Annotated in this window: 19 protein-coding genes; 5 read left to right on the top strand and 14 right to left on the bottom strand. The window is 67.9% G+C overall.

Annotated elements, in window-relative coordinates; all coding sequences use genetic code 11:
* Positions 1-327: 327 nt before the first annotated feature.
* The gene (locus ASD05_RS28595; protein WP_056600042.1) at positions 328-1,266 is read left to right on the top strand and encodes a YcjF family protein; all 939 of its coding nucleotides are present in this window, start codon (positions 328-330) and stop codon (positions 1,264-1,266) included.
* Position 1,267: 1 nt separating this feature from the next.
* Here ASD05_RS28595 and cueR read toward each other — a convergent pair whose 3' ends face one another.
* Positions 1,268-1,672: a Cu(I)-responsive transcriptional regulator gene (gene cueR / locus ASD05_RS28600; RefSeq protein ID WP_056600044.1), complete on the bottom strand. Its 405-nt coding sequence runs from the start codon at positions 1,670-1,672 to the stop codon at positions 1,268-1,270.
* A complete protein-coding gene (locus ASD05_RS28605; protein ID WP_007833622.1) occupies positions 1,669-1,863 on the bottom strand; it encodes a heavy-metal-associated domain-containing protein in 195 nt (64 codons plus the stop codon). Before ASD05_RS28605 ends, cueR begins: the two co-directional genes overlap by 4 nt.
* A gap of 157 nt (positions 1,864-2,020) precedes the next feature.
* On the opposite strand from ASD05_RS28605, the gene ASD05_RS28610 reads away from it, so the two are divergent.
* Entirely contained in the window at positions 2,021-4,231 is a 2,211-nt protein-coding gene (locus tag ASD05_RS28610) for a heavy metal translocating P-type ATPase (RefSeq protein ID WP_200955515.1), read from the top strand.
* Positions 4,232-4,241: 10 nt separating this feature from the next.
* Here ASD05_RS28610 and ASD05_RS28615 read toward each other — a convergent pair whose 3' ends face one another.
* From ASD05_RS28615 to ASD05_RS28635, 5 genes are read right to left on the bottom strand one after another with little or no spacing between them, the layout of a single operon-like run.
* Complete coding sequence (locus ASD05_RS28615; RefSeq protein ID WP_056600050.1) at positions 4,242-4,724, bottom strand: GNAT family N-acetyltransferase; 483 nt, start codon at positions 4,722-4,724, stop codon at positions 4,242-4,244.
* A 57-nt stretch (positions 4,725-4,781) separates the two neighbouring features.
* A complete protein-coding gene (locus ASD05_RS28620) occupies positions 4,782-5,912 on the bottom strand; it encodes a sterol desaturase family protein (RefSeq protein WP_056600053.1) in 1,131 nt (376 codons plus the stop codon).
* Positions 5,913-5,947: 35 nt separating this feature from the next.
* Complete coding sequence (locus ASD05_RS28625) at positions 5,948-7,231, bottom strand: beta-ketoacyl-[acyl-carrier-protein] synthase family protein (protein ID WP_056600057.1); 1,284 nt, start codon at positions 7,229-7,231, stop codon at positions 5,948-5,950.
* Entirely contained in the window at positions 7,228-7,518 is a 291-nt protein-coding gene (locus tag ASD05_RS28630) for an acyl carrier protein (protein ID WP_056600060.1), read from the bottom strand. The genes ASD05_RS28625 and ASD05_RS28630 overlap by 4 nt, the downstream gene beginning before the upstream one ends.
* A gap of 34 nt (positions 7,519-7,552) precedes the next feature.
* The gene (locus tag ASD05_RS28635; RefSeq protein WP_056600062.1) at positions 7,553-8,413 is read right to left on the bottom strand and encodes an alpha/beta hydrolase; all 861 of its coding nucleotides are present in this window, start codon (positions 8,411-8,413) and stop codon (positions 7,553-7,555) included.
* 138 nt (positions 8,414-8,551) lie between these two features.
* Between ASD05_RS28635 and ASD05_RS28640 the strand changes: the two genes are divergently transcribed.
* A complete protein-coding gene (locus tag ASD05_RS28640) occupies positions 8,552-9,241 on the top strand; it encodes a response regulator transcription factor (protein WP_007833605.1) in 690 nt (229 codons plus the stop codon).
* Positions 9,242-9,248: 7 nt separating this feature from the next.
* Positions 9,249-10,643, top strand: a complete 1,395-nt coding sequence (locus tag ASD05_RS28645) for a sensor histidine kinase (RefSeq protein WP_056600065.1) — start codon at positions 9,249-9,251, stop codon at positions 10,641-10,643.
* Between the two features lie 4 nt (positions 10,644-10,647).
* On the opposite strand, the gene ASD05_RS28650 is transcribed toward ASD05_RS28645, so the two are convergent.
* The 7 genes from ASD05_RS28650 to gstA form a co-directional block, all read right to left on the bottom strand.
* Positions 10,648-11,415 (bottom strand): VOC family protein, encoded by a 768-nt coding sequence (locus ASD05_RS28650; protein WP_235508142.1) that lies wholly within the window; start codon positions 11,413-11,415, stop codon positions 10,648-10,650.
* Positions 11,412-11,741 carry a GNAT family N-acetyltransferase gene (locus ASD05_RS28655; protein ID WP_235508143.1) on the bottom strand — a complete coding sequence of 110 codons (330 nt, stop codon included), beginning with the start codon at positions 11,739-11,741 and terminating at the stop codon, positions 11,412-11,414. The genes ASD05_RS28650 and ASD05_RS28655 overlap by 4 nt, the downstream gene beginning before the upstream one ends.
* A gap of 104 nt (positions 11,742-11,845) precedes the next feature.
* Positions 11,846-12,331 (bottom strand): RidA family protein, encoded by a 486-nt coding sequence (locus ASD05_RS28660; RefSeq protein WP_056600072.1) that lies wholly within the window; start codon positions 12,329-12,331, stop codon positions 11,846-11,848.
* 81 nt (positions 12,332-12,412) lie between these two features.
* Complete coding sequence (locus ASD05_RS28665) at positions 12,413-13,516, bottom strand: alkene reductase (RefSeq protein WP_056600075.1); 1,104 nt, start codon at positions 13,514-13,516, stop codon at positions 12,413-12,415.
* An 86-nt stretch (positions 13,517-13,602) separates the two neighbouring features.
* Positions 13,603-15,420: an acyclic terpene utilization AtuA family protein gene (locus ASD05_RS28670; protein WP_056600348.1), complete on the bottom strand. Its 1,818-nt coding sequence runs from the start codon at positions 15,418-15,420 to the stop codon at positions 13,603-13,605.
* Complete coding sequence (locus ASD05_RS28675) at positions 15,417-16,196, bottom strand: enoyl-CoA hydratase/isomerase family protein (protein WP_056600079.1); 780 nt, start codon at positions 16,194-16,196, stop codon at positions 15,417-15,419. Before ASD05_RS28675 ends, ASD05_RS28670 begins: the two co-directional genes overlap by 4 nt.
* A gap of 154 nt (positions 16,197-16,350) precedes the next feature.
* Positions 16,351-16,959, bottom strand: a complete 609-nt coding sequence (gstA, locus tag ASD05_RS28680; protein WP_056600082.1) for a glutathione transferase GstA — start codon at positions 16,957-16,959, stop codon at positions 16,351-16,353.
* 182 nt (positions 16,960-17,141) lie between these two features.
* Between gstA and ASD05_RS28685 the strand changes: the two genes are divergently transcribed.
* Positions 17,142-17,327: a DUF1328 family protein gene (locus tag ASD05_RS28685; RefSeq protein WP_007833591.1), complete on the top strand. Its 186-nt coding sequence runs from the start codon at positions 17,142-17,144 to the stop codon at positions 17,325-17,327.
* Positions 17,328-17,390 lie beyond the last annotated feature (63 nt).

Consider the following 17,390-nt stretch of genomic DNA (forward strand, 5'->3'; position numbering starts at 1 on the left):
CGGGTTTGTACCCGGCATATGAACAACATGGGGTACCCGCTCCGGCCTGTGGATAACCGATGCCTTGTTCAAAAAATGTCCCCAGAGTTGTCCTTTGACGCGCTCCGGAAAATCTGCGAAAGGCGATTTCCGGTGCGAGAAATTCATTGCTGAAAATTTGGGCAAACTGTTAATTTCCTTTGTGAATCAATGACTTGCCGAACCCCTACACAGAAGTGCCGACGTTATCCACAGAGTTGCCCAAGGTTTGTGGGGAGAACCGGCGGCGGAACCTTCGCCAGCCATGGCGACCGAACCGGATCCTTCATATTGCGAAATTTCGTACAAATGACACCTTCAGAAACAAAGTCGATAGTTACCCTGTCGCTGCTGGCTGCCTTTGTCGACGGCGAGAAGCACGAGCGCGAGCGCGCCGAGATCAAGCGGATTGCCGAGGGCCTGTCGCAGGCCGACGGCCTGAACCTGCCGACGCTCTACCAGGACGTGCTGATGAAGCGCGTGTCGCTGGCCTCGGTGGCCGGGGAGCTGAAAAGCACCGAGTCGAGGCAGCTGGCCTACGAGATGGCCGTGTGCGTGTGCGATGCGGACGGCACGCAGTCGGAGGCCGAGCGGATGTTCCTGGCGGACGTGCGAACTTCGCTGGGGCTGGATGCCTCGGCGGCCGCGTTCTCGCAGCAGGCGGAAGACATCGCGGCGGTGCCGGTGGCTACCGCCGCTGGGGGCAGCGCCGTGGCGGCGCCCGGCACCCCGGACAGCGCCGAGCTCGACAAATCGATCCTCAATGCCGCCATCCTCAACGGCGCGCTGGAACTGCTGCCCGAGACGCTCTCGACCATGGCGATCATTCCGCTGCAGATGAAGCTGGTCTACCGGATCGGCCAGTCGTACGGCTACCAGCTCGACAGTGGCCACGTGAAGGATTTCCTGGCGACGGTCGGCGTGGGCCTGACCTCGCAATACCTGGAGCAGGCCGGTCGTAAGCTGCTCGGCGGATTGCTCGGCAAGGTCGGCGGTGGCTTGCTGCGCGGGCTGGGCAACCAGGCCGTGAGCTCGGGGATGAGCTTCGCCTCGACCTATGCGCTGGGCCATGTGGCCAAGCGCTACTACGCCGGCGGCCGGACGCTTTCGACGCAGATGCTGAAGGACGCGTTCTCGGGCGTGGTGAAGGAAGGGCAGAGCCTGCAGACGCAGTACCTGCCGGCGATCCAGGAAAAAGCCCGCACGCTGGATGCAGGCAAGGTGCTCTCGCTGGTGCGGGGCGCCTGATCTAGACCTTGCTCAGGTCATCGAGGATGGGGCAGTCCGGTCTGGCGTCGCCGTGACAGCAGTGCACCAGGTGGGCCAGCGTGTTGCGCATGGATTGCATGTCCGCAATGCGCTGCTCCAGTTCGCCGAGGTGCTTCTCGGCGATGCGCTTCACGCTGGCGCTCGTGCGTCGGCGGTTGTGCCACAGTCCGACGAGTTCGGCGATTTCTTCCATTGAAAACCCGAGGTCGCGCGAGCGCTTGATGAAGCGCAGCGTGTGGATGTCGGCATCGCCGTATTGGCGATAGCCGCTTTCGGTGCGCGCCACCGCCGGCAGCAGGCCCAGCCCTTCGTAGTGGCGGACCATGCGGGCCGATACGCCGGAGCGCTGCGCCGCTTCGCCGATGGCGACGTGGCTCGCGCTCATTGAACGGCGTAGCCCGCGTTCTCGATCGCGGCGACGATGTCCTTGCGCGGCTGTTCGCTCAGCACGTCGACATGGCCGGTCTCGAGGTCGACCGTGACCTGTGCTTCGGGGTCCACCGTTTGCACCGCGTTCTGCACCGCGCTCACGCAGTGGCCGCAGCTCATGCCCGTGACCTGGAATTTCTGGCTCATCGTGATGGCTCCTTGGAAGTGATGGAAGTATGTGAGACGCAAGTTTGAACCCTCTCACGATGTCAATGTCCAGCAAAGGGACACTGGATCTGCCGCTTGACCTTGCCATCGTGTGAGGCTTTAGCCTTGGGGCATGGAAAATCTGCAATCTCCTCCAATGACGCTGGACCTCTCGGTCGGCGGCATGACCTGCGCCTCGTGCGTGATGCGCGTCGAGCGTGCGCTCAAGAACGTGCCCGGCGTACAGGACGTGAGCGTGAATCTCGCGACCGAATCGGCCCGAGTGGTCACGAGCGGCAACGAAGGCATGGACGTTCGCCTGCGCCGCGCCGTGCGCGCCGCGGGCTACGAGCCGCGCGCGGCAAGCACCGCGGCCGACGAAGCCGCTGCGCTGTCGCCCTGGCAGGGTTTCGGCCCGGTCGCCGTGGGCCTGGCACTGTCGATCCCATTGCTGGCGCCCATGCTCGGCGATCCTTTCGGGCAGGACTGGATGCTGCCGCCTTGGTTGCAGCTGCTGCTCGCGACACCGGTGCAGTTCTGGCTGGGCGCACGCTTCTATCGCGCTGGCTGGCATGCGGCGAAAGCGCGCACCGGCAACATGGACCTGCTGGTGGCTCTCGGCACCAGCGCGGCCTTCGGCCTGTCGCTTTGGCTCTGGTGGCGCGCGGCGACCGGCGAGCATGCGGGCCATGGCGCGATGCCGCACCTGTACTTCGAGGCGTCTGCGGTGGTGATCACGCTGGTGCTGCTCGGCAAGTGGCTGGAGGCGCGCGCCAAGCGCCAGGCCACGTCCGCGATCCGCGCGCTGCAGCAACTTCGGCCCGAAGTGGCGCACCTGGTGGGCGCGCGCGGCAAGGAAAGCGACGTGCCGCTGGCCGAGGTGATGGTGGGCGACCGCCTCGCGGTGCGGCCCGGCGAGCGCGTGCCGGCCGACGCACGGGTGATCGAAGGGCAGTCCGAGGTCGATGAATCGATGCTCACCGGCGAGCCGCTGCCGGTGGCCAAGGGACCGGGCGATGCGTTGACCGGCGGTGCCGTGAATGGCGACGGGCGCATGGTCATCGAAGTGAGCGCAGTCGGCGCCGAGAGCGTGCTCGCGCGCATCATCCGGCTGGTCGAAGATGCACAGGCTGCGAAGGCGCCGATCCAGCGGTTGGTGGACAAGGTGGCGGCCGTGTTCGTGCCGGTGGTGCTGGTGATCGCTCTCGTCACGTTCGCTGGCTGGATGATGGCGGGCGCAGGCATCGAGACCGCATTGATCCACGCCGTGGCCGTGCTCGTCATTGCCTGTCCATGTGCGCTGGGCCTTGCGACGCCGGTCGCGGTGATGGCAGGCACGGGCGTGGCGGCGCGGCACGGCATTCTGATCAAGGACGCGCGTGCATTGGAAATTGCGCACCGCGTCGATACCGTCGCGTTCGACAAGACCGGCACGTTGACGGTGGGCCGACCGGTGTTGACTGCGCTGGTACGGGCGGCAGGTATTCAGGCAAGCGAAGACCAACTGCTGGCAACTGCCGCCAGCCTGCAAAGCGGCAGCGAGCATCCGCTGGCCAAGGCCGTGCTGGCCGCCGCAGCACAGCGCAACCTGCAGCCGCATGCATTGAGCGCAATGCAGGCGATGCCGGGCCGCGGTGTGCGCGGCGATGTCGATGGCCTGACCTGGGCCATCACCAGCCTGCGCTGGTGCCGCGAACTCGACGCGATGCCCGACGCCGCCGATGTCGACGGCCTGCAGGCGCAAGGCGCCACCGTGTCTGCATTGCTGCGCTTCGATGAGGCGGGCGCCGCGCATGTGCAGGCGTTGCTCGCTTTCGCCGACGAGCCCAAGCCGCAAGCCGCCGAAGCCATCCGCACGCTGCATGCGCGCGGCCTGCGCGTGGTGATGATCTCGGGCGACAACCTGCGCGCAGCCCAGGCCATGGCCGCACGGCTCGGCATCGCGGCCGAAGACGTGCGTGCCGACGTGCTGCCTGCCGACAAGGCGGCACAGGTCGGTGCGCTGAGGAAGAACGGACACGTCGTAGCGATGGTCGGCGACGGCGCCAACGACGCGCCCGCGCTGGCAGCGGCCGACGTGGGCATCGCGATGGCGCCTTCGGGCGGCGGCACCGACGTGGCGATGGAAGCAGCCGGCATCACGCTGATGCGCGGCGACCTCGCGCTGGTGGCGCAGGCCTTCGAGCTTTCGGGCCGCACGGTCGCGAAGATCCGGCAGAACCTGTTCTGGGCCTTCGCCTACAACGTGGCCGGCATTCCGCTTGCGGCCTTCGGCCTGTTGAGCCCGGTGGTGGCCGGTGCTGCCATGGCGTTGTCGAGCGTGAGCGTGATGGCCAATGCGCTGCTGCTGCGGCGCTGGAGGGCCTGAGGCTCTCCGCTCAGTCGATCAGCAGCGCCATGACGTGGTCGTCGATGGCCTGCGCATCGCCGGCGCGCTTGTAGAACTTGCGCAAGGTGCCTTCGCGTTCGAAACCGAGTTTTTCGTAGAAGCGCATCGCCGGCGCGTTGTCGCTTTCGACGAAGAGTTCGATGCGCCTGATGCCAGTGGCCTTCAACGCGTCGATGGCTTCGCTCACCATGGCGAGCGCGATGCCCTGGCCGTGAAATGCCGGATCGACCGCGAGCGTACCCAGGCAGGCCACGTGCCGCACCCGGCCCGGGTAGCGCGTGGCCCGGTAGAAGCCGGCGATGCGCCCTTCGTGCTCGTAGACGTAGAAGTTGCGGCCGTCGAGCAGTTCTTGGTAGATGGCGCGGAAGTCCTCGATCGGCATCGGGTCGTAGCCCAGGAAGGGCACGACCTTCTCGTGCATGTAGAGGGCGAAGACGGTGTCGATGTCTTCGTGTGTGGCCAGCCTGCGCATGATGGGTGCCTTGCAACGATGAAGGCGCCGAGCATAGCGGGGGCGAGCGGATGTCGATCAGGTGAAGAGCAGCACCGCGGACATCGCCAGCAGCGCCGCCTGCGCGCACCAGGCCCATCGCAGCCGAAGCTGCGAATCGAGCACCGCGCCGATGGACCAGAAGCCGCCGACCGCCAGCACGAGCAGCGTCAGCCCGGTATGGAACGCGAGGTCGTCGGCGCGCCAGAGAAAGGCCAGCGTCACGCCGACCCAGCATGCGAAGTGGAGGGCGGCCGACGCGACCTGCGGGCGCGTCAGCGCGGGGGCGTGGATGTGCATGGCTTCTTCCAGCGAAAAAGGCGCTTCCGGAAACCGCGCCGAGACGTCGGCCGGCCGCCAGCCCGGGGGCTTGAACCACACGGCGATCTTGTCTCGCCAGCGCTTCGTGTGCCATGCGTCGCGCAGCAGCGGCACATAGGGGCCGAGGATCGCGCGCATCGGGTCGAAGCTCGCGAGCGCCTTGCGCGTGCCGTAGACGCAGCGTTCGGTTTCTTCGGCGAAGGTGCCGAACATGCGGTCCCACACCACGAGCATGCCCCCGTAATTGCGGTCCAAATAGCCGTCGTTCACCGCGTGGTGCACGCGATGGTTCGAGGGCGACGAGAACACGCGGTCGAACCAGCCGAGCTTGCCGATGTGCTCGGTGTGGATCCAGAACTGGTAGACGAGCACGATGAGTCCCGCCAGCCCGAACTGCTCGGGCGGCACGCCCACCACCGCCATCGGCAGGTAGAAGGCCCAGCCCAGGAAGACAACGGTGCTTTCCTGGCGCAGCGCGGTGGAAAAATTGAAATGCTGGCTCTGGTGGTGCACCGAGTGCGCGGCCCAGAACACGGCCGACTCGTGGCCCGCGCGGTGCAGCCAGTAGTCGAAGAAGTCGAACAGCAGCACGGCGGCGATCCAGCCTGCAGCGCTGTCCCAGAAGCCGGGCCGGGTCCAGATCGCCACCAGCGGATAGACCATGGCATAGAGCCCGATCTGGAACAGCTGCGTGCACACCGCGAGCGCCTGGCTCAGCAGCCCCTGGCTCAGGCTGCCGAGCGTGTCGCTGAAGCGGTAGGTGTTGCGCCGCTGGAGCCAGCCCCAGGCGAACTCGCAGGCCATGAGCAGCGCGAACACGGGTACGACGAAAATGACCAGCCGGTGCACCGCGTTCGATTTTTCAGAGAGTGTTCAGCGAATCTTCAGCGTTCGCACGCGCGGCCGGCCACGATGACGGCGTTGGTGCCGCCGAAGGCGAAGGAGTTGGATAGCGCATAGCGGATGCCCTTGGCCTCGCGCGCCTCGCCCTGCACGAAATCGAGGTCGAATGCGGCGTCGGGCGTCTGCAGGTTGGCGATGGGCGGCAGCGTCTCGCGCGCCAGTGCGCGCAGCGCGGCGATGAGTTCGATGGCACCGCCGCCGCCGAGCACGTGGCCGTGGATCGCCTTGGTCGCGCTGACTGGCGTGGCCTTGCCGAACACTTCGCGGATCGATGCGGCCTCGGCTGCATCGCCGGCCGAGGTGGCCGTGCCGTGTGCGTTGATGTGGCCGACGTCCGAGGCCTCGATGCCCGCGTCGCGCAGCGCGGCGCGCATCACGCGCACCTGGCCCGCGGTGTCGGGGTTGGTGATATGCGTGCCGTCGCAGTTGGTGGCGTAGCCCGCGAGCACGAAGGGCGCGGCTTCGGCTCCGCGTGCGGCCGCATGCGCTTCGGATTCGAGCACCAGCGCGGCCGCGCCTTCACCGATGGCGAAGCCCGCGCGGTCGCCCGAGAACGGACGGCAGGCCGAGGAGGGCGCATCGGCCGGCGGCGGCGCCATCACGCGCATCGCGTTCCAGCTGGCCATCACGCCGGGCGTGAGCATGGCGTCGTGCCCGCCGACGATGGCCACGTCGATCCAGCCGCCGCGGATGGCGCGCATCGCCTCGCCGACGGCCACGGCCGAGGAGGCGCAGGCACAGGCGTAGGCAATGGCCGATCCGCGCGCGCCGAAGTGCAGCGCGAGCTCCGCCACGGCGGCGTTGGGCATCACGGTGAGCACCGTGGTCGGGCGCATGCGGCGCTGTTCGCCGTAGAGCGCGCTGGTGGTGTTGTCGAAGGTGCCGGCGCCGGCGAGGCCGCTGCCCCAGAAGATGCCGAGGCGGTCGCGGTCGATGGTGTCGAGGTCGATCTTTGCTTCGAGAGCCGCGTCCTGTGCCGCAGCCAGGGCCATGGCGGTGCCGCGGTCCAGCGGCAGGCGGGAGGTGCTGCGCATGCCATTCGAATCGAAGTCGCAGGCGGCGACGGCGAGCGCCATCGGGTCCATGCCCTCGATCTCCAGCGTTTGCGCACGCACGGCCGAGCGGCCCGCGAACAACGCCTCGTCGAAGGCCTCGACGGTACGGCCGATGGGCGTGACGAAACCGATGCCGCTCACGCGCACCGGCGCCGAGGCGGCGCGTGTGGCCGAAGCGGCGAGCACGGCGTGGGCGGCGCCGCTGCTCATGCGGCCGCTTCGGCGGGCTGGACGGCGGCCACGGGGGCGCTCTCGGCGTCGATCACGTCGCACAGGCGTTCCAGCGTGATGCCGGCTTCGCGCGGGTCGAGGCGGTCTTCGGGAATGCGCAGGTGGAAGGCGTCCTCGACGGCGAAGAGGAACTCCATCAGCGCGAGCGAGTCGAGGCCGAGGTCCGACAGCGCGGTGGCCGGCGAGATGGCCGAGCGCTCGATGCGGAAGTCGGTCTCGAGGATCGCCGCGATGCTGTTGAAGGTGGGGGAGGCGGAAGAAGACATGGAGATGCTTTCCTTTGAGGCGTGTCGAACGAGGTCAGGCGTACAGCGGATGCTCCGGCGTCGTGCCATGCGCCACTGCATCGGCGAACGATACCGTTTCGCGCACCACCTGCTGGCGGTCGTTGTCTATCGTGATCATGTGGTAGCTGTTGGCGACCACCACGGTGCGGAAGTCGCGGCAGCGCAGGCCGCGCGCGAGAATGTCGAGGTTGGCCACGCTGGCCACCTCGTCCTGCTGGGCATGCAGCGCGAGCACGTTGCCGCATTGCACGTCGTTGAGGTTGCGCCGCACGTGGCGGATGAGCCGGTCATGCTCGCGCAGATGTCCCACGCCGATGACGGAACTGCCGGCGCGCGAAACCTTGCGATGGCGCAGCTCGCGCTCGATCCAGGCGCGCACGCGCTCGTTCTTCACGCCGTAGGGCGGGCGCTCGCGGTATTGCCAGAACCGGCCGAGCGGCGTGTAGAAGGCCAGCGGCAGCAGGAATTGCGTGCGCGGGATGGCCCAGCCGTCGAAGCGCAGCGTGGTCGACATGAGCACCAGTGCATCGACGTCGCTGCCGCAGCGGATGGCCGCGCCGAGCGCGAGCGAGGCGCCGGCGGAAATGCCGACCAGCATCACGCGGTCGTGCTGCGTGCGCAGCGCCTTCACATGGGCCTGGATGGCGTCGAGCCAGCGTTCGTACGGCGCGGCGCGCTGCATCGGCGCAGCGGCATCGAACGAATAACCCTCGATCGACAGCGGGTGCACCGGGTAGCCGCGGCTGCGCAGTGCGGACTGCACGGTCAGCAGCTCGTCAGGCGTGCTGCATAAACCATGCAGCAGGACCACGGCGGTGCGCTGCACTTGCGGCGGCACAAGGCTCAACAGATCGGAGGGTTCACGCGCACTCATCGTGTGGTGCCAGCCATGAAAATGGCCCGTGTTTCATCGTGCTGTCGTATGCTCATGCAGCGTTTATCGCTTGGAGCGACTGACCGGCCGCTGACCCGTCGTTCGCAAGGCAGATTACCCCCCAACCATTCAAACACCATGCGAATTCTGCTTGTCGAAGACGACGCCGTTTTGCGCGACGTGATGGTGCGCAGCCTCGCGGATGCCGGCCATCGCGTCGACGTTTCGACCAACGTCGAGGACGCCGACCACCTGTGGCGTGTGCAGCCCTTCGATGCCGTGCTGCTCGACCTCAACCTGCCGGCCACCGCAAGCCCGACCAGCGGCCTCGCGAGCGGCCTCAACGCGCTGCGGCAGGCGCGCGCGCGGGGCGACCGCACGCCGGTGCTGGTGCTCACGGCGCGCGGGCGCACCGAAGAACGCATCGCGGGCCTCGACGCGGGTGCCGACGACTACCTCGGCAAGCCCTTCGACCTGGCCGAGGTCGAAGCGCGCCTGCGTGCGCTGGTGCGCCGCGCGAAGGGCACCGAAGACCTCGTGCTGCTGGGCCAGCTGAAGCTCGACCGCAAGGCGCGCCGCTTCTCGACCGCGAGCGGTCCGCTCGACCTGCCGGCGCGCGAGTTCGAGGTGCTGTGGGAACTCATGAGTCCGCCGGGCCGCACCGTGAGCAAGCGGGCGCTGTCCGACAAGCTCTCGAGCTTCGACGAATCGCTGGGCGACAACGCGCTCGAGGCCTTCATTTCGCGCCTGCGCAAGAAGCTGCAGGGCTCGGGCGCGAGCATCCGCACGCTGCGCGGCATCGGCTACCTGCTCGAAGCCGAGGTGTGACCCGAGCGTGACCGAGCAGACGACAGAACCGCAGCCCGCGGCCATTCGTGCGCCATCGCTCACGCGGCGCGTGCTGCGCAACGTGCTGGTGCCGCTGGCGCTCACGTGGATGGTCGGCGCGGTCATCGCGCTGGTCATCGCCAACTATTTTTCCGAGCAGGCCTTCGACCGCGGCATGCTCGACGACGCCTATGCGCTGTCGGCCAACGTGCAGGCGGGCGAACGCGGCATCGAGCTGCTGCTGACGCCGCGCGAGGTGGCCACCGTGCTCTTCGACCAGGTCGACAAGGTGTACTTCGCGGTCCAGCGGCTCGACGGCACGCTGATCTCCGGGCAGCCGGGCCTGCAGGCGCCGTTGCCGGCGGACGGGGCGCGCTACCGCTTCGCCGACATCAACTACGAAGGCAGCGTGCTGCGCGCCGTGGTGCTCGAGCACGACGCCGAGCCCGACATCAGCATGCCGTACCGCGTGGTGATCGCGCAGACCACGCTGAGCCGGACCGCACTGGTGCGGCAGTTGCTGGGCTACGCGCTGGCGCCGCAGATCGTGCTGCTCATCCTGCTGGCCATCTGGCTCTGGTACGGCATCCGCAGCGACCTGCGGCCGCTCGGCGACCTGCAGCGTGCACTCGACAGGCGCGACGTGCGCGACCTCTCGCCGGTGGCGGTGGCGCAGACCTCGCGCGAGATCCAGCGCCTGGGCAACGCGGTCAACTCGCTGTTCGAGCGGCTCGGCCACAGCGTGCAGGCGCAGCGCGAGTTCGTGGGCAACGTGGCGCACGAACTGCGCACGCCGCTGGCGGGCATCCGCGCGCTGGCCGAGTACGGGCTGGCGCAGCACGACACCAATGTGTGGCGCGAACAGCTGGAGCGCGTGTCGGAACGGCAGGCGCGCGCCAGCCACCTGATCGACCAGCTGCTGGCGCTGGCGCTGGCCGAAGAGGCGCGCACCGAGCTCAAGCGCGTGCCGGTGCGGCTCGACGTGCTGGCCGAGCAGACGGTGCTGCGGCACCTTGCGCGCGCCGACGCGCGCGGTGTCGACCTGGGCGCGCGTGGCCTCGACGACGGCGTGGTCGTGCAGGCCAACGAGGCGCTGGTCGAAGGCATCCTCGACAACCTGATCGACAACGCGTTGCGCTATGGCGGGCGCACCATCACGGTCGAGCTCGCGGGCCACACGCTGAGTGTGATCGACGACGGGCCAGGCATTCCGCTGGAGGCGCAGCGCGACCTGATGCAGCGCTGGGCGCAGGGTCCGGCCGGCGAGAAGCTGGGGCAGGGCTCGGGACTGGGGCTGTCGATCGTGGCGCGTTATGCCGAGCTGTTGGGCGCCGAGCTGAGGCTCGAAGCGGCGGAGCCCACTGGCCTGCGCGTGAGTGTGGCGTTCGGCGAAGTGGCCTGAGCGTTCAGGCGAGCGGCGTGCCCTGGTGGAATGCCATGCGCCAGCGGCCGGCGCGGAGTTTCCATAGCGAGCTGCGCAGAGAGTTGGCAGCCGGACGTTGCGGAATGGCTTCTCGGTGCGCGCGGTAGGTGACCAGCGCCACATCGGGGGCCATGCGCAGCACGCGAAAGTCCGAGATCGTGCGTTCCGAAAAGGCTTCGTCGCGCAGCGCTTCGATGATGGCGGCGCGCGTCCACACAGTGCCTGAGACGCCGAGTTCATGGAAGTCGTCGTCCAGCAGTTCTTCCAGCCGTGCGGCGCTCGCGCGCACCTCGCGCAGATGCAACGCGCCTTCGAGTTCCAGTAGAAACGCTTCGAGATCCTTGCCCGGCGCGGCCTCGTAGAGTTCGAGCGGCAGGCCATCGGGGTCGGCAAAGAAGGTGAAGCGACGACCCGTGTATTCGTCGATGCGAAGCGGTTCCACCGCAATGCCCTGCGCCGAGAGTTCGTCGGCGGCGGCCTGCACGTCGTGCATCTCGAAGGACAGGTGTCGCAGGCCCTGCGCTTCGGGTCGCGTGGGCCGCGCAGGTGCATCGGGAAAGGAGAAGAGCTCGATCTGCGAGCCGTCGGGCAGGGCGAGATCGAGCTTGTACGAATCGCGCGCGGCGCGGTAGTTCTCGGCCACCACGCGCAGGCCCAGCACCTCGGTGTAGAAGCGCTTCGACACCGCGTAGTCGGAGCAGATGATGGCGACGTGATGAATGCGTTCGAGCTGCATCGCGGGAAGCCTCATTTCAACGGCTTGCGCATGAAAACGCGGGTGCGCTGTGCGAGCACGAGGCGCTTGTATTCGACGTAGCCGATGCGCTCGTAGAGCGCGCGGTTCTCGGTCATCTTCTCGTTGGTGAAGAGGTAGATCGAGTCATGACCTTGCCGCAGCGCTTCGCTCTCCGCCAGTTCGAGCAATGCGCGGCCTACGCCGGTGCCCTGCTGTGTGGGGTGCACCGCGATCACGTCGATCAGGAAGCCTTCGTCGGTGATGTCGAGCACCAGCGTCGCGACGACTTGTTCATGCTGCTGCGCGACCCAGGCCTGCGCATTCGCTGATGGCTGCTGCATCGGCGGTGTCGGCGCGCCGCAAGGTCCAGGGCACGGCGCTCATTGGAGTACCTTCGTGCTTCGCACTGCGGTGCGAGCTTGCTTGGGGCGGCCCGGCGCGGCGCTCATGCGTCGAACTCCACTTCGCCTTCGATCTCCACAGGGATGTTGAACGGCAGCTCGGCCATGCCCACGGCGCTGCGCGAATGAGCGCCGATGTCGGGGCCGAAGATTTCGAGGATGAGGTCGGAGAAGCCGTTGATGACGGCGGGCTGCCTGTCGAAGCCGGGTGCGCTCGCGACCATGCCGAACACGCGCGTCCACGCGGTGATGCGGTCGAGGCCGCCGAGGGCGCGCTGCAGGCTGCCGAGCATCGCGAGTGCCGTGAGGCGCGCGGCTGCGTAGCCCTGCTCGACGTTCAGTTCGCGGCCCAGCTTGCCGAGCGGCGCGGCGATGGTGCCATCGGCGTTGAGCGGACCGTGGCCGGAGATCAACGCGCGGCGGCCGACGACGCGCACGAACTGGAAGGGGAGGATGACGCCGGCCGGCGGGATCGCGGGCGGCGGCAGCACGAGGCCGAGCGAGGCCAGTCGTTGCGCAATGAGGGCCATGGCATTTCTCTCCTGTCGGCGGATGACGGCGGATGGATGGGTCCGCCGCATCTTGCCATGGCCCCCCTAGCGCGACGTGGCTCAGGCCAATGCCGGATAGTCCGTGTAGCCCTTCGCGCCGCCGCCGTACATGGTGGCCTTGTCGAGCTCGTTGAGCGGCGCGTTTTCGCGCAGGCGGCGCACGAGGTCGGGGTTCGAGATGAAGGGCTTGCCGAAAGCCACGAGGTCATCGCCTTCCTTCAGTGCTTCCTCGGCCAGCGGTCGGTCATAGCCGTTGTTGACCATCCATGCGCCCTTGCCGCCGGCTTGGCGGTACGCGGCCTTGAGGGCCTCGTAGTCGAAGGGGCGGTCTTCGATCTCGCGCGGGCCACCGGTGGCGCCTTCGATGATGTGGATGTAGGCCAGGTCGAGCGCGGCGAGCTGCTTCACCACGTAGGTGAACAGCGGCTGCGGATTGCTGTCGTGCGCGTCGTTGGCAGGCGTCACGGGCGACAGGCGGATGCCGGTCTTGCCGCCGCCGACGGCGTCGACCACGGCGCGCGCGGATTCGAGCAGCAGGCGGGCGCGGTTCTCGATGCTGCCGCCGTAGTCGTCGGTGCGCTTGTTGCTGCCGTCCTTCAGGAACTGGTCGAGCAGGTAGCCGTTGGCACCATGAAGTTCCACGCCGTCGAAGCCGGCGGTCTCGACCGCGCTGCGTGCGGCCACCGCAAAGGCGTGCACGATGCCGGGCAGCTCGCCCGCATCCAGCGCGCGCGGTTCGGAGGTCTCGACGAAGGTCGGCACGCCGTCCTTGATGAGCACGGTCTTGGTTTTGGCGGTGATGGCCGAGGGGGCGACGGGCTTGCCGCCACCGGGTTGCAGTTCGCTGTGCGAGACGCGGCCCACGTGCCACAGCTGCACCACGATCTTGCCGCCCTTGGCGTGCACGGCGTCGGTCACGCGTTTCCAGCCGTCGAGCTGTTCCGTGCCGTAGAGGCCGGGCACGTCCGAGTAGCCCTGGCCCTGGTGGCTGATGGCGGTGGCTTCGGTGATGAGCAGGCCGGCGCTGGCGCGCTGTGCGTAGTAGGTGGCGGCGAGGTCGGGCGGGATCGCATTCGGCGAGCGGTTGCGCGTGAGCGGCGCCATGACGATGCGGTTGGCGAGCTTCAGGTCGCCGGCCTGGACGGGGTCGAAGAGGTTGGACATCGTGCGATCAAATGGCAGAGTTGGAACAGGCGCAAGGCTAAGCGCCCGGCCTCAACCCTGCTGTCGCACGGTTGTCCCGAATGGTGCTAGGGAAGCAGCGCCAGCAGTGCCGGGCTCACGCGCAGCGGCACGGCGAGCAGGATCTGGCCCATGCCCTTGCCAAGCGGGTCGTTGCGCAGCGAGGCCATGCCGCCGCCGCCCAGCGCCTGTTCGCAGACGAAGTTGAAGGCGTCGATGCCCGGCACCTCGTAGCGCGTGACGCGGCCCTTGACGAGGTGTGCGAGCCAGTCGGCCACGCGCGCCTCGGTGAGCTGTTCGCGCAGCAGCGGCAGCAGGGCGGGGTGGCGTGCGATGACGCCGACGTTCGAGGTGTCGCCCTTGTCGCCGCTGCGCGCCCATGCGAGGCGCAGGAGCGGCACTTCGACGGCGTCCGCGGGCACGGGTGCCGCATGCGTTTCCGTGGCTCTGGCAGGCTGTGAAACGGACCCGGCGTGCGGCGCAGGCGCTGTGGCGCGGGGCACGTCGATGCGCACGTCGTCGATGCTGACGCGGGCTTCGACCTGCGACTTGTCGAGCAGGAATGCGTACTGCCGGATCGACGGGGAGACCGAGGCCCGCCCGCCGCCCGCGCCGGTGGTGCCGGGCGCCCACGAGGTGCCGGCTGGCGCGACCTCGCGCGCGAACAGTTCCAGGGCTTCCCTGCGCGGATGCGTCACCGCGAGCCGCAGCACAGCTTCGCGCGTCTGCAGGGCCTGCGCATGCGGGCCGTAGCATGACTCCGCGCCGAGTACTTCGAGCAGCGCGCCGCTGTAGGGGCCGAAGCCCTGCTGCGAGAACAGCGCACCCGTGCGCGCGAGGATCGCCTCGCCCGTGCGCCTGGCCTTGGCCACCGCATCGAAGCCGACGATGGTGAGCTGCGCCGCGGTCTTGAAGCCGTCGACATACGTGGCGCAGACCTTGTAGCTCGCGGTCGGCGCACGGCCGCGCGCGCCGTGCACGCGCACGCGGTGCTTGCCGGCGTGCTCGATGCGCACCTGCGTGAAGTCGGCCACCACGTCGGGCAGCAGGTAGGCCGCGGGATCGCCGATCTCGTAGAGCATCTGCTCGCCCACCACCGCGGGCGTGAGCTTGCCGCCGGTGCCCGCGGGCTTGGTGACGACGAAGCTGCCGTCGGCGCTGCATTCGACGATGGGGTAGCCGATGTTGGGCCAGTCGGGCACGGTGTCCCAGTCGGTGTGCAGGCCGCCGGTGGCCTGGCAGCCGCATTCGATGATGTGGCCCGCGAGGCTGCCGGCCGCGAGCAGGTCGAAGTCCCCCGGCTGCCAATGGAATTCGTGCATGAGCACGCCGAGCGTGACGGCCGAGTCGACGCAGCGCCCGGTGATGACGACCTGCGCGCCCGCGTCGAGCGCGGCCTGGATCGGCCGTGCGCCGAGGTACGCGTTGGCGGTGAGCACGCGTTCGGGCAAGGCGGCGCCGCTTTGCAGCTCGCGCACGGGCGGCTGCGACTGGCGCAGCTGCGGCAGCAGATGGGACACGTCGTCGCCGCTCACCACGGCGATCTTCAGCGCGATGCCCTGTTCGGCGGCCAGCGCCGCGAGCGCATCGGCGCAGCCTTGCGGGTTCACGCCGCCGGCGTTGCTCACCACGCGGATGCCTTGTTTCACGACGTCCTTCAGCACGGCCTTCATCGCGACGGAGACGAAGTCGGTGGCATAGCCCAGTTCAGGCTTCTTGAGCCGCGCGCCCGCAAGGATCGACATGGTGAGTTCGGCGAGGTAGTCGAACACGAGGTAGTCGACCTGCCCGCTGGCCACGAGCTGCGGCGCGCCCACGCTGCTGTCGCCCCAGAAGCCGGAGGCGCCGCCGATGCGCACGATGCGTTCGTTTCTGCCGCTGTTCATCGGCCGCTCCATTGCGGCTTGCGCTTCTCGCGGAAGGCGAGTTGTCCCTCGGCTGCATCTTCGGTGAGTGCGAACAGGCCGATCTGGCTTTCGGTGAAGGCCATCGATTCCTCGAAGGGCATCGCCTCGATCTTCTTCATCGTGTAGAGGCCGCGCCGGATGGCGGCGGGCGACTTGTCGAGCATGCGGCCGAGCAGCCAGTCGACGCTTTCGTCGACGTCGTCGCTCACGCGGTTCACGAGCTTCAGTTCGAGCGCCTGCGCGGCGGTGATGGGTTCGCCGGTGATGCACATCTCGGCCAGCACCCGGCGCGGCAGCAGGCCGCCGAGCACGCTGAGCACCTGCGCGGGAAAGAGGCCGACCTTCACCTCGGGCAGGCCGAACACGGCCTGGCTGCTGGCCACCGCCATGTCGCACATCGCCATGATCCCCATGCCGCCCGCCATGCAGGCGCCGTTGACGCGGGCTATCAGCGGCACCGTCGACTGGCGTGCCTGGCGGAACAGGTTGGCGATGTTCTGGTAGGGCGCGGCGTAGTCGAACTTGAAGGAGGTGCCGCTTTGCAGGTCGGCGCCTGCGCAGAAGGCGCGCGTGCCGGCGCCGGTGATGACCACGGCGCGCACGGCGTTGTCGCTGTTGGCGCGGGCAAGAGCGTCGGACAGCCGGGCGACCACCGCGCCGTTGATCGCATTTCGGCGCTCTTCCCGGTCGATGGTGAGCCACATGACGGGCCCTCGCATCTCTTCGCGCAGTTCGGGAGGGGTCTTCTCGGGCATGGTGGGGATTCCTTCTTCGGTCTTCTGAAGCCTTCCTGTAGCGTGCGCCATAAAAAAAGCCGCATCGTGCGGCTTGTGGCTGAAGCGATGCGGGTTTTCCCTAGGATGGGCCCCGCTCGCTGCGCTGCTTCTGCACGCTTTCGCGTGCTTCGGCTTACTTCAGGAGGCCTTCGGCCTTCATCGCTTCCTGTACGGCGGGCCGAGCACCAACGCGTGCGTGCCAGGCCAGCAGGTTGGGAAAGTCGGAGATGTCGACGCCGGTCGGCTTGGTCCAGTTGGTGACGGTGAACAGGTAGCCGTCGGCCACGCTGAAATGATCGCCCATCAGGAACTGCTTGCTGGCCAGTTCGCCGTCGAGCCACTGGAAGCGCGACTTGAGCTTGTCCTTGAAGATGCCCTTGGCTTCTTCGGGCATGCCCGGGTTGAACAGGGGGCTGAAGCCCTTGTGCACTTCGGTGCCGATGAAGGTCAGCCACTCCTGCAGGCGGTAGCGCTGCATGGTGCCGGCGGCCGGCGCGAGGTTCTTGGTGGGGGCGAGGTCGGCGATGTACTGGAGGATGGCCGGGCCTTCGCGCAGGCGGGCGCCGTCGTCGAGTTCGAGCATCGGCACGTAGCCCAGCGGATTGATGCCGTAGTAGTCGGTGCCGTCCTGCAGTTTGTGGCTTTTGGTGCTGGCCAGCACCGGCTCGAAGGCGAGGCCTGCCTCGTGCAGCGCGATGTGAGGGGAGAGCGAACAGGCGCCGGGCGAGTAATACAGCTTCATTCGAAAAACTCCAATGGATGACGGAGGTTGATTTTGCGGGAGACCGCAGCGGATGCTAGCGGGTTCGGCAGCCTCGCGTTCTTGTCCTACGGCGGCTCGCGCGCGGGGACCATCAAGCGTGTCGATGGCTCTTCTAAGCTCCGCGGCACGGTGGCATCAGGCCTGCCGGAAGGAGTTTCCGAATGTTGAAGTACGCGATCATTTTTGCGGTCATCTCCCTCGTGGCCGCCTTGCTGGGCTTTGGTGGCGTGGCGGCGGGTGCTGCCGGCATTGCGAAGCTGCTGTTCGGCTTGTTCCTGGTGCTGGCGGTTCTGTTCATCGTGCTGGCCGCGCTTGGCATTGGCGCGGTGAAGAAGACGCTCGATTGATGCCGCCCGGCTGCTATTAAATACATAGCAATCTGTTCAATGACAACGGGCGTTGGGGCTCGA

The sequence above is a fragment of the Variovorax sp. Root434 genome (genome assembly GCF_001426595.1).
Classification (GTDB): Bacteria; Pseudomonadota; Gammaproteobacteria; order Burkholderiales; family Burkholderiaceae_C; genus Variovorax.

Bases quoted from the DNA above. Each gene is read 5' to 3' on its own strand.
- cueR (WP_056600044.1), bottom strand. From the start codon at position 1,672: ATGAGCGCGAGCCACGTCGCCATCGGCGAAGCGGCGCAGCGCTCCGGC.
- ASD05_RS28685 (WP_007833591.1), top strand. From the start codon at position 17,142: ATGTTGAAGTACGCGATCATTTTTGCGGTCATCTCCCTCGTGGCCGCC.
- ASD05_RS28610 (WP_200955515.1), top strand. From the start codon at position 2,021: ATGACGCTGGACCTCTCGGTCGGCGGCATGACCTGCGCCTCGTGCGTG.
- ASD05_RS28670 (WP_056600348.1), bottom strand. From the start codon at position 15,420: ATGAACAGCGGCAGAAACGAACGCATCGTGCGCATCGGCGGCGCCTCC.
- ASD05_RS28660 (WP_056600072.1), bottom strand. From the start codon at position 12,331: ATGGCCCTCATTGCGCAACGACTGGCCTCGCTCGGCCTCGTGCTGCCG.
- ASD05_RS28630 (WP_056600060.1), bottom strand. From the start codon at position 7,518: ATGTCTTCTTCCGCCTCCCCCACCTTCAACAGCATCGCGGCGATCCTC.
- ASD05_RS28635 (WP_056600062.1), bottom strand. From the start codon at position 8,413: ATGAGTGCGCGTGAACCCTCCGATCTGTTGAGCCTTGTGCCGCCGCAA.
- ASD05_RS28675 (WP_056600079.1), bottom strand. From the start codon at position 16,196: ATGCCCGAGAAGACCCCTCCCGAACTGCGCGAAGAGATGCGAGGGCCC.
- ASD05_RS28650 (WP_235508142.1), bottom strand. From the start codon at position 11,415: ATGAGGCTTCCCGCGATGCAGCTCGAACGCATTCATCACGTCGCCATC.
- ASD05_RS28615 (WP_056600050.1), bottom strand. From the start codon at position 4,724: ATGCGCAGGCTGGCCACACACGAAGACATCGACACCGTCTTCGCCCTC.
- ASD05_RS28605 (WP_007833622.1), bottom strand. From the start codon at position 1,863: ATGAGCCAGAAATTCCAGGTCACGGGCATGAGCTGCGGCCACTGCGTG.
- ASD05_RS28665 (WP_056600075.1), bottom strand. From the start codon at position 13,516: ATGTCCAACCTCTTCGACCCCGTCCAGGCCGGCGACCTGAAGCTCGCC.
- gstA (WP_056600082.1), bottom strand. From the start codon at position 16,959: ATGAAGCTGTATTACTCGCCCGGCGCCTGTTCGCTCTCCCCTCACATC.
- ASD05_RS28595 (WP_056600042.1), top strand. From the start codon at position 328: ATGACACCTTCAGAAACAAAGTCGATAGTTACCCTGTCGCTGCTGGCT.
- ASD05_RS28640 (WP_007833605.1), top strand. From the start codon at position 8,552: ATGCGAATTCTGCTTGTCGAAGACGACGCCGTTTTGCGCGACGTGATG.
- ASD05_RS28625 (WP_056600057.1), bottom strand. From the start codon at position 7,231: ATGAGCAGCGGCGCCGCCCACGCCGTGCTCGCCGCTTCGGCCACACGC.
- ASD05_RS28655 (WP_235508143.1), bottom strand. From the start codon at position 11,741: ATGCAGCAGCCATCAGCGAATGCGCAGGCCTGGGTCGCGCAGCAGCAT.